The sequence below is a fragment of the Pseudomonas sp. PDM03 genome (genome assembly GCF_014852385.1).
Taxonomy (GTDB): Bacteria; Pseudomonadota; Gammaproteobacteria; order Pseudomonadales; family Pseudomonadaceae; genus Aquipseudomonas; species Aquipseudomonas migulae.
The window spans coordinates 104,928-118,852 of record NZ_JACVBM010000008.1 but is presented as its reverse complement, the minus strand read 5'-3'; the positions used below and the strand labels follow the sequence as shown (position 1 = coordinate 118,852).

Annotated in this window: 11 protein-coding genes; 7 read left to right on the top strand and 4 right to left on the bottom strand. The window is 56.5% G+C overall.

The annotated features are described in order from the left end of the window. Window positions 1-113: 113 nt before the first annotated feature. Genes gyrB through dnaA form a run of 4 tightly spaced genes read right to left on the bottom strand, consistent with a single transcriptional unit; the run spans window position 114 to window position 6,324 of the window. Window positions 114-2,531, bottom strand: coding sequence for a DNA topoisomerase (ATP-hydrolyzing) subunit B (gene gyrB / locus IB254_RS14110; protein WP_192417795.1), 2,418 nt, complete (start codon window positions 2,529-2,531; stop codon window positions 114-116). Window positions 2,532-2,536: 5 nt separating this feature from the next. After that, complete coding sequence (recF, locus tag IB254_RS14105; protein WP_008041454.1) at window positions 2,537-3,640, bottom strand: DNA replication/repair protein RecF; 1,104 nt, start codon at window positions 3,638-3,640, stop codon at window positions 2,537-2,539. Window positions 3,641-3,660: 20 nt separating this feature from the next. Further along, complete coding sequence (dnaN, locus tag IB254_RS14100; protein ID WP_008027555.1) at window positions 3,661-4,764, bottom strand: DNA polymerase III subunit beta; 1,104 nt, start codon at window positions 4,762-4,764, stop codon at window positions 3,661-3,663. A gap of 39 nt (window positions 4,765-4,803) precedes the next feature. Beyond that, the gene (gene dnaA, locus IB254_RS14095) at window positions 4,804-6,324 is read right to left on the bottom strand and encodes a chromosomal replication initiator protein DnaA (protein WP_008027554.1); all 1,521 of its coding nucleotides are present in this window, start codon (window positions 6,322-6,324) and stop codon (window positions 4,804-4,806) included. Window positions 6,325-6,890: 566 nt separating this feature from the next. Between dnaA and rpmH the strand changes: the two genes are divergently transcribed. The 7 genes from rpmH to rsmG all read left to right on the top strand — a co-directional run bounded on the left by rpmH (window position 6,891) and on the right by rsmG (window position 13,910). Further along, window positions 6,891-7,025, top strand: coding sequence for a 50S ribosomal protein L34 (rpmH, locus tag IB254_RS14090; protein ID WP_003213577.1), 135 nt, complete (start codon window positions 6,891-6,893; stop codon window positions 7,023-7,025). Between the two features lie 16 nt (window positions 7,026-7,041). Beyond that, window positions 7,042-7,443 carry a ribonuclease P protein component gene (gene rnpA / locus IB254_RS14085; RefSeq protein ID WP_028620331.1) on the top strand — a complete coding sequence of 134 codons (402 nt, stop codon included), beginning with the start codon at window positions 7,042-7,044 and terminating at the stop codon, window positions 7,441-7,443. Next, complete coding sequence (gene yidD, locus IB254_RS14080) at window positions 7,436-7,681, top strand: membrane protein insertion efficiency factor YidD (protein WP_010207715.1); 246 nt, start codon at window positions 7,436-7,438, stop codon at window positions 7,679-7,681. Before rnpA ends, yidD begins: the two co-directional genes overlap by 8 nt. Before the next feature lie 2 nt (window positions 7,682-7,683). Further along, complete coding sequence (gene yidC / locus IB254_RS14075; RefSeq protein ID WP_192228144.1) at window positions 7,684-9,369, top strand: membrane protein insertase YidC; 1,686 nt, start codon at window positions 7,684-7,686, stop codon at window positions 9,367-9,369. A gap of 79 nt (window positions 9,370-9,448) precedes the next feature. After that, window positions 9,449-10,819, top strand: coding sequence for a tRNA uridine-5-carboxymethylaminomethyl(34) synthesis GTPase MnmE (mnmE, locus tag IB254_RS14070; RefSeq protein WP_008027547.1), 1,371 nt, complete (start codon window positions 9,449-9,451; stop codon window positions 10,817-10,819). A gap of 551 nt (window positions 10,820-11,370) precedes the next feature. After that, window positions 11,371-13,269 (top strand): tRNA uridine-5-carboxymethylaminomethyl(34) synthesis enzyme MnmG, encoded by a 1,899-nt coding sequence (mnmG, locus tag IB254_RS14065; protein WP_192417793.1) that lies wholly within the window; start codon window positions 11,371-11,373, stop codon window positions 13,267-13,269. Beyond that, entirely contained in the window at window positions 13,266-13,910 is a 645-nt protein-coding gene (gene rsmG / locus IB254_RS14060) for a 16S rRNA (guanine(527)-N(7))-methyltransferase RsmG (protein ID WP_007948096.1), read from the top strand. Before mnmG ends, rsmG begins: the two co-directional genes overlap by 4 nt. Window positions 13,911-13,925: the final 15 nt, after the last annotated feature.

Genomic DNA, 13,925 nt, shown 5'->3' with positions numbered 1-13,925 from the left:
CTGTACTTCAATCGCTGAACAACACCACGATGTGACTGTAAACAAAGCCATTCAAAAACAAAAAGGCCAGCGCATTGCGCTGGCCTTTTTTTATTTTTGGCAGAACCGCTGGATCAGAAGTCCAGGTTTGAAACCGCCAAGGCATTGCTTTCGATGAAGTCACGACGAGGTTCGACCGCATCACCCATCAGGGTGTTGAAGATCTGGTCCGCGCCAATGGCGTCTTCGATGGTCACTTTGAGCATCCGGCGCTGGCTTGGGTCCATGGTGGTTTCCCACAGCTGATCCGGGTTCATCTCACCCAGACCTTTGTATCGCTGGATGGTGTGACGCTTGGTGCTTTCAGCCATCAGCCATTCAAGGGCTTCCTTGAACTCGGTGACCGGCTTCTTGCGTTCGCCACGCTGGATGTACGCGCCGTCGTCCAGCAGGGTGCTCAGCTGAGCGCCCAGGGATACGACAGTCCTGTAATCGTTGCTGCCGAAGAAGTCGCGGTTGAACGTGACGTAGTTCGACAGGCCGTGGGAGATCAGCTCGACCTCTGGCAGCCAGACGTTACGCTCACGGTCTTCACGCAGGCTGGCCTTGTAGACCAGGCCAGACTTCTCGACGGTGCGCAGACGGACTTCATACTTGGCCAGCCAATCCTGCATCGCTGCGTGATCGGACAGTTGCTCCATGCTCACCGCTGGCAGGTAGATGAAGTGCTCGGTCAGTTCCTGTGGGTACAGGCGCGACAGACGCTTGAGGGTCTTCATCACCAGACGGAAGTCGTTCACCAGGCGCTCGAGGGCTTCGCCGGAGATACCCGGGGCTTCCTCGTTAAGGTGCAGGCTCGCATCTTCCAGGGCCGACTGCGTCATGTACTCTTCCATGGCGTCGTCGTCTTTGATGTATTGCTCTTGCTTGCCTTTCTTGACCTTGTACAGCGGTGGCTGAGCGATGTAGATGTAGCCACGCTCGATCAGCTCTGGCAGTTGACGGAAGAAGAACGTCAGCAGCAGCGTACGGATGTGCGAACCGTCGACGTCAGCATCGGTCATGATGATGATGTTGTGGTAGCGCAGCTTGTCGATGTTGTATTCGTCGCGACCGATACCGCAGCCCAGTGCGGTGATCAAGGTGCCCACTTCTTGCGAAGAGATCATCTTGTCGAAGCGCGCCTTCTCGACGTTGAGGATCTTGCCCTTCAACGGCAGGATGGCCTGGGTTTTACGGTTACGCCCCTGCTTGGCGGAGCCGCCAGCAGAGTCACCTTCCACGAGGTACAGTTCGGAAAGGGCAGGGTCTTTTTCCTGGCAGTCAGCCAGTTTGCCCGGCAGGCCGGCGATGTCCAGCGCGCCTTTGCGGCGGGTCATCTCACGGGCCTTGCGTGCTGCTTCACGCGCACGTGCCGCGTCGATCATCTTGCCAACGACCAGTTTGGCTTCGTTCGGGTTTTCCAGCAGGAAGTCGGAGAAGTACTTGCCCATTTCCTGTTCGACCGCGGTCTTCACTTCGGAAGAAACCAGCTTGTCTTTGGTCTGGGAGCTGAACTTCGGATCCGGCACCTTCACCGAGATGATCGCGGTCAAGCCTTCACGGGCGTCATCACCGGTGGTGGCGACCTTGTGCTTCTTGGCCAGGCCTTCAGCTTCGATGTAGGTGTTCAGGTTACGCGTCAGAGCGGAACGGAAACCCACCAGGTGAGTACCGCCATCACGCTGCGGGATGTTGTTGGTGAAGCACAACAGATTCTCGTTGAAGCTGTCGTTCCACTGCAGGGCGATTTCCACGCCGATGCCGTCTTCACGCTGGATGTTGAAGTGGAACACCTGGTTGACCGCAGTCTTGTTGATGTTCAGGTATTCAACGAACGCACGCAGGCCGCCTTCGTATTTGAACAGCTCTTCCTTGCCGCTGCGCTCATCCTTGAGGACGATGCCGACACCGGAGTTGAGGAAGGACAGTTCACGAATCCGCTTGGCCAGGATGTCCCAGCTGAAGTGGATGTTCTTGAAGGTTTCAGCCGATGGCTTGAAGTGAATCTGGGTACCTGTGGTTTCGCTCTCGCCAACGATTTTCATCGGCTCTTGCGGGACGCCATGGACGTAAGTCTGTTCCCAGATCTTGCCGCTGCGGCGAACGGTCAGGACCAGTTCCTTGGACAGTGCGTTCACTACCGAAACACCTACACCGTGCAGACCGCCGGATACTTTGTAGGAGTTGTCGTCGAACTTACCGCCGGCGTGCAGCACGGTCATGATGACCTCAGCTGCCGAGACGCCTTCTTCTTTGTGTACGTCTACCGGGATGCCACGACCGTTGTCGCGAACGGTGATGGATTCGTCCGGGTGGATGATGATGCTGATGTCGTCGCAATGGCCGGCCAAAGCTTCGTCGATCGAGTTATCGACCACCTCGAACACCATGTGGTGCAGACCGCTGCCATCGTCGGTGTCACCAATGTACATACCGGGACGTTTGCGTACGGCATCCAGGCCTTTCAGCACTTTAATGCTCGTTGAGTCGTACGTATTTTCTTCGCTCAATGCCTTCACTCCCGATGGTCGTGGGTCTGGGTGATACGGCCCTGTTCCACGTGGAACAGAGCGACTGGCGTTTCCGTCTGCCAGCCTTCCCTCAATAATTCGTGATCTACACAGGTGATAAACACCTGGCAGCGTAAGTCTTCCAACAAGCGGCAAAGCGCGCGGCGGTGCTGCTCGTCCAGTTCGGACGGCAAGTCATCCACCAGATAAATACACTGGCCGCGTCGGGCCTGGCTGACCAGGTGCCCTTGGGCAATCCGCAATGCACAGACCACCAACTTCTGCTGACCACGGGACAAGATGTCCGCGGCGTTATGTGCGCCCAATCTGAGGCGCAAATCAGCGCGTTGTGGTCCGGCCTGGGTATGACCCATCTGCTGGTCTCGCTGAACGGACCCAGCGAGCACTGCACTCAATTCGCGGTCTTTGTCCCAGCCTCGGTAATAGCTGAGCGTCAAACCTTCAAGCTCAACCAGTTCGCTCAAGGTCTGTTCAAAGACTGGTTTCAAGGCTTTGATATAGGCACGGCGGTATTCATCAATTTCAGCGCTGGCCTGGCACAGTTCCCTGTCCCAAACCGCTTGCGAAACGGCGTCAAGTGTACCATGCCGCAGCCAAGAGTTTCTCTGGCGCAGGGCCTTCTGCAAGCGCTGCCAGGTGGACATGAACCGCGGTTCCACGTGGAACACGCCCCAGTCGAGAAACTGCCGGCGAATCTTCGGTGCGCCTTCAAGCAGGCGGAAGCTATCAGGGTTGATCAGTTGCAGCGGCAGAATCTCCGCCAGCTGTGCCGCACTGCGCGCGTTCTGCCCGTCAATACGGATCTGGAACTCGCCTTGGCGGTCCCGTGATATCCCCAGTGCGCTGTGCCCACCTTCAGCCAACTCAACCTGACCGAAGACCGTGCAGGCCAATTGCTCATACTGAATAACCGGCAAAAGGCGGGTACTACGAAACGAACGGGCAAGCCCCAGCAGGTGAATGGCTTCCAGAACACTGGTTTTGCCGCTGCCGTTGGCGCCGTAAAGAATGTTGATTCGGGGGGAGGGGGAGAAGGTCACCGGGTGCAGATTGCGCACCGCGGTGACCGAGACGCGACTTAATGACATCTAGCTTCTGCTGAGCATGATTACAGACGCATCGGCATGACAACGTAGGCCGAGTCATCGTTGTCGGACTCTTGCACCAGCGCACTGCTGTTGGAGTCGGACAGGATCAGGCGAACCTGCTCAGTGGTCATCACGCCCAGCACGTCGAGCAAGTAGCTCACGTTGAAGCCGATTTCCAGATTGCCGCCGTTGTACTCAACGCCCACTTCTTCTTCCGCTTCTTCCTGCTCCGGGTTGTTGGCCTGAATCTTCAACTGACCGCTGGCCAGTTGCAGACGGATACCGCGGTACTTCTCGTTGGACAGAATTGCGGTACGGCTGAAAGCTTCACGCAACGCCTGACGATCGCCGAGCACCAGTTTGTCGCCGCCCTTCGGCAGAACACGCTCATAGTCCGGGAATTTACCGTCGACCAGTTTAGAGGTGAAGGTGAACTCGCCTGTGGTGGCGCGGATGTGATGTTGACCCAGGACAATGCTGACATTGCCGTCCGGCTCGGTCAGCAGGCGCGCCAGCTCAAGGATACCCTTGCGCGGCACGATGACCTGGTGGCGATCCGGCTGACCGATGTCGGCCTGCATCGAGCACATGGCCAGACGGTGACCATCGGTGGCCACGGCCCGGATGATCCCGGCCGATACTTCCAGCAGCATGCCGTTCAGGTAATAACGCACGTCCTGCTGGGCCATGGCGAAGCTGGTGCGTTCAATCAGACGACGCAGTTTGCTTTGCTCAAGGCTGCAAGTCAGCGAACCCGGACCTTCTTCAACGGTCGGGAAATCGTTCGCCGGCAGGGTCGACAGGGTGAAGCGGCTACGGCCAGCCTTCACCACCAGCTTCTGCTCGTCGACCTTGATGTCGATCAGCGCGTCGTTCGGCAGGCTTTTGCAGATGTCCATCAGCTTGCGCGCAGGCACAGTGATGGAACCCGGGTCAGCCGGCTCTTCGAGTTGTACACGACCGACCAGCTCGACTTCCAGGTCGGTACCGGTCAGCGACAGTTGCTGGCCTTCGACAACCAGCAGCACGTTGGAGAGCACCGGCAAGGTCTGTCGGCGCTCGACGACGCCTGCGACCAGTTGCAGGGGTTTCAACAGGGCTTCGCGTTGAATGGTGAAATGCATGGTCTAGTCCCTTGCCTTAATAAGCTGCGCTGGTGTTCATCAAGTTGTCAGAGTACGCAGCAGGTTCTTGTAGTCCTCGCGGATGTCCGCGTCGGATTCCTTAAGTTCGTTGATCTTGCGGCAGGCGTGCAAAACAGTCGTGTGGTCGCGGCCGCCAAACACATCGCCGATTTCCGGCAGGCTGTGGTTAGTCAACTCTTTGGACAACGCCATGGCAACCTGACGCGGACGAGCGACCGAGCGTGAACGACGCTTGGACAGCAGGTCGGAAATCTTGATCTTGTAGTACTCGGCGACGGTGCGCTGAATGTTATCCACAGAGACCAGTTTGTCTTGCAGCGCCAACAGATCTTTCAGGGATTCGCGAATCAGCTCGATGGTGATATCACGGCCCATGAAGTGCGAGTGGGCGATTACGCGTTTAAGCGCACCTTCCAGCTCACGGACGTTGGAGCGAATACGTTGGGCGATGAAGAACGCCGCGTCGTGGGGCAGATCGACTTTGGCCTGGTCGGCCTTTTTCATCAGGATCGCGACACGGGTTTCCAGCTCCGGCGGCTCGACGGCTACTGTCAGGCCCCAGCCGAAACGGGATTTGAGGCGCTCTTCAAGGCCTTCGATTTCTTTAGGGTAGCGGTCACTGGTGAGAATGACCTGCTGGCCACCTTCGAGCAGGGCGTTGAAGGTGTGGAAAAACTCTTCCTGCGAACGTTCCTTGCGGGCGAAGAACTGAATGTCATCGATCAACAATGCGTCCACCGAACGGTAGAAGCGCTTGAACTCGTTGATCGCGTTCAGTTGCAGAGCCTTGACCATATCGGCCACGAAACGCTCCGAATGCAGGTACACGACCTTGGCATTCGGGTTCTTCTTTAATAGATGGTTACCCACAGCGTGCATCAAGTGAGTTTTACCCAAGCCAACACCGCCATAAAGGAAGAGCGGGTTGTAACCGTGCTTGGGGTTGTCCGCCACCTGCCAGGCCGCAGCCCGGGCCAGTTGGTTGGACTTACCTTCGACGAAGTTCTCGAAGGTGAAAGTGCGGTTCAGGTAACTGGTGTGCTTGAGCGCACCTTCGACCTGCACCGTGCGCTGCTCGGAACGCACCGGGGCCTGTTGAGAACTGGCGCCGGCCATTGGATCGAAGCTGTCGCGCGATGGCTCTTCACTGACTTCGGCAACTTTCTGGGTCGAACGCTTGGTCGGTGTGGCCGTCGGGGCAGGTGCCGGAGCACTGACAGGCGCTTGAGCCGCCTGTGCCTGAGACGCGGCGGCAGCCAGTGGCGCATTCGGGGCAGCCCGTGGAGCCGAACTGCGTTTGCTGCCTATTAATAAGGAAAGCGCCGGCGCCATGCCGTTGCCATGCTCATCCAGCAGTTCAAGGACGCGGCCCAGGTACTTTTCGTTGACCCAGTCGAGAACAAAACGATTCGGTGCGTAGACACGCAACTCGTCGCCTTCGGCTTCGACCTGTAGTGGACGGATCCAAGTGTTGAATTGTTGGGCAGGCAGCTCATCGCGCAAAAGCTCCACGCACTGCTGCCAAAGTTCCACTGACACGGATATCCCCTAAGTTGAAAGCCGGTGAGGCAAAAACAAGCGGCCATTGTAGCGACCAGACGCCGACTTATCCACACGTAGGTGGGTCACTGACCAAGAAGAATCAACGTTTTATAGGTAAAAAAGACGACCAGTGGTCTGTGCATAAGCTCTGTGGATAACCGCCCTTGAGGTCGTTGCACAAGTGGGGGCGAAACTCGGTGGATAACCTGCCTGTGGATAACAGCCCCTTTCACACACAGCTTATCCGACAGCGCAGCACAGGCTGACCACCGTTTTCCACCGTAGTTGTCATTCTCTGTACATCACGGGATAGAAGGCCTGAAGGTAGTTATCCACAGATGACCGGTGCCCTAGCTTTTATAAGCTTTACAGAAAAGCTTTAAATACTTTCCTTCTTTATTTTTATATTTGGCTGGAGGTGAAGACGAGCAAAACGTCTGGAGATCTATTTATAAGGAAACGTTGGTTGGAAATTGACCTAGAGGCTTGCTTTCTCTAGAATCCCCGGTCTCTTAAAACGGGGGCCATTCCGGCCCGTTGTGGACGAACCAGGTAACACGACAATGAAACGTACTTTCCAACCAAGCACTATCAAACGCGCTCGTACCCACGGTTTCCGTGCTCGCATGGCTACCAAGAACGGTCGTGCCGTTCTGTCGCGTCGTCGCGCCAAAGGTCGTGCGCGTCTGGCAGTTTGATAAGCCGGCACTGGAGGTGAGTCAGGACTTCAGTCGGGAAAAGCGTCTGCTTACTCCCCGGCATTTCAAGGCAGTCTTTGACTCCCCTACCGGCAAGGTTCCGGGGAAAAATCTCCTGCTCCTTGCGCGCAACAACGATCTTGATCACCCCCGTCTCGGGCTGGTTATCGGGAAAAAGAGCGTAAAGCTCTCCGTCGAGCGCAATCGCCTCAAACGTCTGATGCGCGAATCGTTCCGTCTAAACCAGGATTCACTGGTCGGCTGGGATATCGTTATCGTCGCGCGCAAAGGTTTGGGTGACGTAGAAAACCCCGAATTGATTCAGCATTTCGGCAAACTCTGGAAGCGTCTGGCACGCAGCACGCCGGTACCAGCAGTCAAAACCGAAACTGTAGGGGTAGACAGTCCCGATGCGTAAACTGGCACTCGTTCCGATCCAGTTTTATCGCTATGCCATTAGTCCCCTGATGGCCAGTCACTGTCGTTTCTACCCCAGTTGTTCCTGCTACGCGTTAGAAGCCATAGAAAATCATGGCCTTCTGCGCGGTGGCTGGCTGACCTTTCGTCGTTTAGGTCGCTGTCATCCGTGGAATCCCGGTGGTTATGACCCGGTTCCACCTATCCCTACCTCCCGTTCTTCTTCGATGGCCGAGTAATCATGGATATCAAACGCACGATCCTGATCGTCGCCCTGGCAATCGTGTCCTACGTTATGGTTCTTAAATGGAACCAGGACTATGGCCAGGCTGCCCTGCCGACTCAGAATGTTGCTTCCAGTACTTCCGCACCGGGCCTACCGGATACGGCGACTGGCAATAATGCTTCTGTCAGTGACGACATTCCGCGCGCCGCAAGCGATACCAGTGCCACTGCACCTGCTGAAACACCAGTAGCTGCAAGCAAAGACCTCATCCAGATCAAAACGGATGTGCTCAACCTGGCTATCGATCCACAAGGTGGCGATGTTGCACAGTTGACGCTGCCGCTGTATCCACGTCGCCAGGACCATCCGGAAATTCCATTCCAGTTGTTCGATAACGGCAACGAGCGGACTTATCTGGCTCAAAGCGGTTTGATCGGTACCGATGGTCCGGACGCAAGTCCTGCCGGTCGTCCGGTTTACTCCTCCGAGAAGAAGATCTACCAACTGGCCGACGGTCAGAACCAATTGGTTGTAGACCTGAAGTTCAGCAAGGACGGCGTCAACTACATCAAGCGTTTCACACTGAAACGTGGCCTGTATGACGTAACCGTTTCCTACGTGATCGACAACGAAAGCGCCAAGCCTTGGTCGGGTGCGATGTTCGCCCAACTGAAGCGCGACGCCAGCTCCGATCCTTCTTCCAGCACTGCCACCGGCACCGCGACTTACCTGGGCGCCGCCCTGTGGACAAGTAACGAGCCGTACAAGAAAGTGTCGATGAAGGACATGGACAAGGCTCAGCTGAAAGAAACCGTGAACGGTGGTTGGGTTGCCTGGTTGCAACACTACTTCGTGACCGCATGGATTCCGGCGAAGGGCGAAAACAACGTCGTCCAGACCCGTAAAGACAGCAAAGGCAACTACATCATCGGCTACACCGCCCCGGCAATGACTGTTGCGCCAGGTGCGAAAGCCGAAACCAGCGCTGTTCTGTACGCCGGTCCGAAAAGCCAGGCTGTGCTGAAAGAGTTGTCCCCAGGTCTGGAATTGACCGTCGACTACGGCATTCTGTGGTTCATTGCCCAGCCAATCTTCTGGCTGCTGCAACACATCCACGCGCTGGTCGGTAACTGGGGCTGGTCGATCATCTTCCTGACCATGCTGATCAAAGGGATTTTCTTCCCGCTGTCGGCAGCCAGCTACAAATCCATGGCCCGCATGCGCGCAGTGGCACCGAAACTGGCCGCACTGAAAGAGCAACATGGCGATGACCGGCAGAAAATGTCGCAAGCCATGATGGAGCTGTACAAGAAAGAGAAGATCAATCCGCTGGGTGGTTGCTTGCCAATCCTCGTGCAGATGCCGGTTTTCCTTTCGCTGTACTGGGTTCTGCTGGAAAGCGTTGAAATGCGCCAAGCGCCGTTCATGCTGTGGATTACTGACCTGTCGATCAAGGATCCGTTCTTCATTCTGCCGATCATCATGGGTGCAACCATGTTCATCCAGCAGCAGTTGAACCCGACTCCTCCGGATCCGATGCAGGCCAAGGTGATGAAGCTGATGCCAATCATCTTCACCTTCTTCTTCCTGTGGTTCCCGGCTGGTCTGGTGCTGTACTGGGTAGTGAACAACTGCCTGTCCATCGCCCAACAGTGGTACATCACTCGTAAAATCGAAGCGGCTACTAAAGCAGCTGCCTGATTTACACTGTGGATAACCACTCAAAACGCCCCCTAGTGGGGCGTTTTGCTATCTGTCACTTTTGTCTGGATACCGGTTTATGAGCGCTCCTCGTGAAACCATCGCCGCCGTCGCCACCGCTCAAGGTCGTGGCGGCGTAGGCATCGTCCGTATTTCCGGGCCGCTGGCGAGCGTTGCGGCCAAGGCCTTCAGCGGTCGTGAACTCAAGCCGCGATTCGCCCACTACGGCCCGTTTTTCGATCAAAACGAAGAGGTGCTGGACCAGGGCATTGCCTTGTATTTTCCGGGCCCGAACTCGTTCACCGGCGAAGATGTGCTGGAACTTCAGGGTCATGGCGGCCCGATTGTTCTCGACATGCTGCTCAAGCGATGCCTTGAACTGGGATGTCGTCTGGCACGGCCAGGCGAATTCAGCGAACGTGCGTTCCTCAATGACAAACTCGACCTGGCACAGGCCGAAGCAATCGCCGACCTGATCGAGGCCAGTTCTGCACAGGCCGCCCGCAATGCATTGCGCTCCTTGCAGGGGGCATTTTCCGATCGTGTGCATAACCTCACCGAGCAACTGATCGGCCTGCGGATTTACGTAGAAGCTGCCATCGACTTCCCGGAAGAAGAAATCGACTTCCTTGCCGATGGCCATGTACTGAGCATGCTCGACAAAGTCAGGGACGAGTTATCCACCGTGCTGCGCGAAGCCGGGCAGGGTGCGTTGCTGCGTGACGGCATGACGGTGGTCATCGCCGGTCGGCCAAATGCCGGTAAATCCAGTTTGCTCAACGCCCTGGCCGGTCGTGAAGCAGCGATCGTGACCGAGATTGCCGGCACAACCCGTGACATTTTGCGCGAACATATCCACATCGATGGCATGCCGCTTCACGTGGTGGATACCGCTGGTCTGCGAGATACCGATGACCATGTGGAAAAAATCGGTGTTGAACGGGCGTTGAAAGCCATTAGCGAAGCTGATCGAGTGCTGTTGGTGGTCGATGCCACTGCACCGGAAGCGCTTGATCCGTTCGCGTTGTGGCCAGAGTTCCTGGAAACCCGCCCGGATCCGGCAAAAGTCACGTTGATCCGTAACAAGGCCGACCTCACGGGTGAAGCGATTGCCCTGGAAGTCAGTGAGGATGGCCATGTGACCATCAGCCTGAGTGCCAAGTCGGCCGGCGAAGGCCTGGAACTGCTGCGTGATCATCTCAAGGCCTGCATGGGCTATGAGCAGACGTCGGAAAGCAGCTTCAGTGCTCGCAGGCGTCACCTTGAGGCGTTGCGTCATGCCAGTGCATCCCTCGAGCACGGCCGTGCGCAGCTGACTCTGGCGGGTGCCGGTGAGCTACTGGCCGAAGATTTACGCCAGGCTCAACATGCCTTGGGCGAGATCACCGGTGCATTCAGCTCCGATGACCTGCTGGGACGGATCTTTTCCAGTTTCTGTATCGGCAAATAGCCCCTTCGTTGTCCACAGACAGGCCATTCGTGCCTGTCTGTTCTCCCCCCTTTTCCTGAATTGCCTCCAGTGCCGAGCAGATTCTTTCTGCCTGGCCGGATTTTCTGCGCCCGGGATTTGATCAATCGCTGCTTTTCTGTGGATTAAGCCCTGTGAATAACTGCCGCTAAGGGCAGTTGATAACAGGGCCTCAAAACTGAAGATAACCGCCTCTGTGGATAACCACCCCTTTCATCCACAGGCTTACACCGGTTATCCAAGGGCCTCCTTGGCACATGACCACAGGGTTTTGATTCTCTGTACATATTGAAAACAAAGGGCTGTAGGAATCTATCCACAGAAATGGTGCTCAGTAGAAATAAACATAAAAACAAAGATTTAATAAATTTCTTTCTTTTTAATTTCTATAACCCCGACTTCTCCACAGCTGGTTAAATTTTGTGCAAAGGGTTCTTTAGGAAGGGCGAAGTCCCTATACTTGTCGACCAGGTCCAAAAACCTGAGCTCAAACTATTCCTGAATTACCTACTTAAGCAGGCACGAGGTGCGTGGTGGATTTCCCTTCCCGTTTTGAAGTGATCGTCATCGGCGGCGGTCATGCCGGTACCGAGGCAGCACTGGCCTCAGCACGTATGGGGGCCAAAACCCTGTTGCTGACGCATAACGTGGAAACCCTCGGTGCCATGAGTTGCAACCCGGCCATCGGCGGAATCGGCAAAAGCCACCTGGTAAAAGAAATCGATGCCCTCGGCGGCGCGATGGCCATGGCTACCGATAAAGGCGGCATTCAGTTTCGCGTGTTGAACAGCCGCAAAGGCCCGGCCGTGCGTGCAACCCGCGCCCAGGCAGACCGGGTTCTGTACAAAGCCGCTGTCCGCGAAGCATTGGAAAACCAGCCGAACCTGTGGATATTTCAACAAGCCGCTGATGACCTGATCGTTGAACAGGAACAAGTGCGCGGTGTTGTCACCCAAATGGGCCTGCGTTTCTTCGCCGACTCCGTGGTGTTGACCACTGGCACCTTCCTCGGTGGACTTATCCACATCGGAATGCAGAATTATTCCGGTGGTCGTGCCGGTGATCCCCCGTCGATCGCCCTGGCTCACCGTCTGCGCGAATTGCCACTGCGTGTTGGCCGATTGAAAACCGGTACTCCGCCGCGTATCGACGGTCGGTCTGTGGATTTCTCGGTGATGACCGAGCAAGCAGGTGATACGCCGATCCCGGTGATGTCGTTCATGGGTTCCAAAGAGCAGCATCCGAAACAGGTGAGCTGCTGGATTACCCACACCAACGCCCGGACTCACGAAATCATCGCAGCGAACCTCGACCGTTCGCCGATGTATTCCGATGCTGGGTTGATCGAAGGTATCGGCCCGCGCTACTGCCCGTCGATCGAAGACAAGATCCACCGCTTTGCCGACAAGGAAAGCCACCAGGTCTTCATCGAACCGGAAGGTTTGACCACTCACGAGCTGTACCCGAACGGGATATCCACATCCCTGCCGTTCGACGTGCAATTGCAGATCGTGCAATCGATTCGCGGCATGGAAAACGCGCACATCGTGCGTCCGGGCTACGCCATCGAGTACGACTACTTCGACCCGCGTGACCTGAAGTACAGCCTGGAAACCAAAGTCATCGGCGGTCTGTTTTTCGCCGGGCAAATCAATGGCACCACCGGTTACGAAGAAGCCGGCGCCCAAGGTTTGCTGGCCGGGGCCAACGCTGCACTGCGTGCGCAAGGCAAAGACGCCTGGTGCCCGCGTCGCGACGAGGCGTACATCGGCGTGTTGGTTGACGACCTGATTACCCTTGGAACTCAAGAGCCGTACCGGATGTTCACATCCCGCGCCGAGTACCGTCTGATCCTGCGTGAAGACAATGCGGACCTGCGCTTGACCGAAAAAGGTCGCGAGCTGGGTCTGGTGGATGATGCGCGTTGGGCAGCGTTCTGCACCAAACGCGAAAGCATCACGCTGGAAGAGCAGCGCCTGAAAAGTACCTGGGTTCGCCCGGGCACCGAGCAGGGCGATGCGATATCCGAAAAATTCGGCACGCCGCTGACTCACGAATACAACCTGCTCAACCTCTTGAGCCGTCCGGAAATCGACTACGCTGGTCTGATCGCCGTGACTGGCGGGGGCGCAGAAGATCCACAAGTCGCCGAGCAGGTCGAAATCAAGACCAAATACGCCGGTTATATCGATCGTCAGCAAGATGAAATCGCACGTCTGCGGGCGAGCGAAGACACGAAACTGCCTGTGGATATCGATTACACGAACATTTCCGGTCTCTCCAAAGAGATCCAGAGCAAGCTCGGTGCGACCCGTCCAGAAACACTGGGCCAGGCGTCACGCATTCCGGGTGTCACACCGGCAGCCATTTCGCTGTTGATGATTCATTTGAAAAAACGCGGCGCGGGCCGTCAGTTGGAGCAAAGCGCTTGAGTTCGTTGGTCACCTCGCAACACGCCGAAGAGTTATCCACAGGTGCTCGCCAGCTCGGTGTCACATTGACCGAAACCCAACACGCGCAGTTGTTGGGTTATCTGGCCCTGTTGATCAAATGGAACAAGGCCTACAACCTGACCGCCGTGCGCGATCCGGACGAAATGGTCTCGCGTCACCTGCTCGATAGTTTGAGCGTGATGTCGTTCATCGAAAACGGTCGTTGGCTGGACGTTGGCAGCGGCGGCGGCATGCCGGGCATTCCGCTTGCAATCCTGTTTCCAGAGTCCCAAGTGACCTGCCTGGACAGTAATGGCAAGAAAACCCGCTTCCTGACCCAGGTCAAACTCGAACTCAAACTGGATAACCTGCAAGTTATCCACAGTCGCGTCGAAGCCTTCCAGCCTGCACAGCCTTTCAACGGGATCATTTCCCGGGCGTTCAGCAGCATGGAGAACTTCAGCAACTGGACGCGCCACCTTGGCGATGCCGATACACGTTGGCTGGCAATGAAGGGCGTTCATCCGGCCGATGAGCTGGTAGCATTGCCGGCAGACTTCCACCTCGATAGCGAACACGCCCTGGCCGTACCTGGTTGCCAAGGCCAACGTCATCTGCTGATACTGCGCCGCACGGCATGATTGGGAACACAAGCA

Excerpts from the sequence above, each read along its gene's own strand:
- yidC (WP_192228144.1), top strand. The coding sequence starts at position 7,684 with ATGGATATCAAACGCACGATCCTGATCGTCGCCCTGGCAATCGTGTCC.
- dnaN (WP_008027555.1), bottom strand. The coding sequence starts at position 4,764 with ATGCATTTCACCATTCAACGCGAAGCCCTGTTGAAACCCCTGCAACTG.
- mnmE (WP_008027547.1), top strand. The coding sequence starts at position 9,449 with ATGAGCGCTCCTCGTGAAACCATCGCCGCCGTCGCCACCGCTCAAGGT.
- yidD (WP_010207715.1), top strand. The coding sequence starts at position 7,436 with ATGCGTAAACTGGCACTCGTTCCGATCCAGTTTTATCGCTATGCCATT.
- rpmH (WP_003213577.1), top strand. The coding sequence starts at position 6,891 with ATGAAACGTACTTTCCAACCAAGCACTATCAAACGCGCTCGTACCCAC.
- recF (WP_008041454.1), bottom strand. The coding sequence starts at position 3,640 with ATGTCATTAAGTCGCGTCTCGGTCACCGCGGTGCGCAATCTGCACCCG.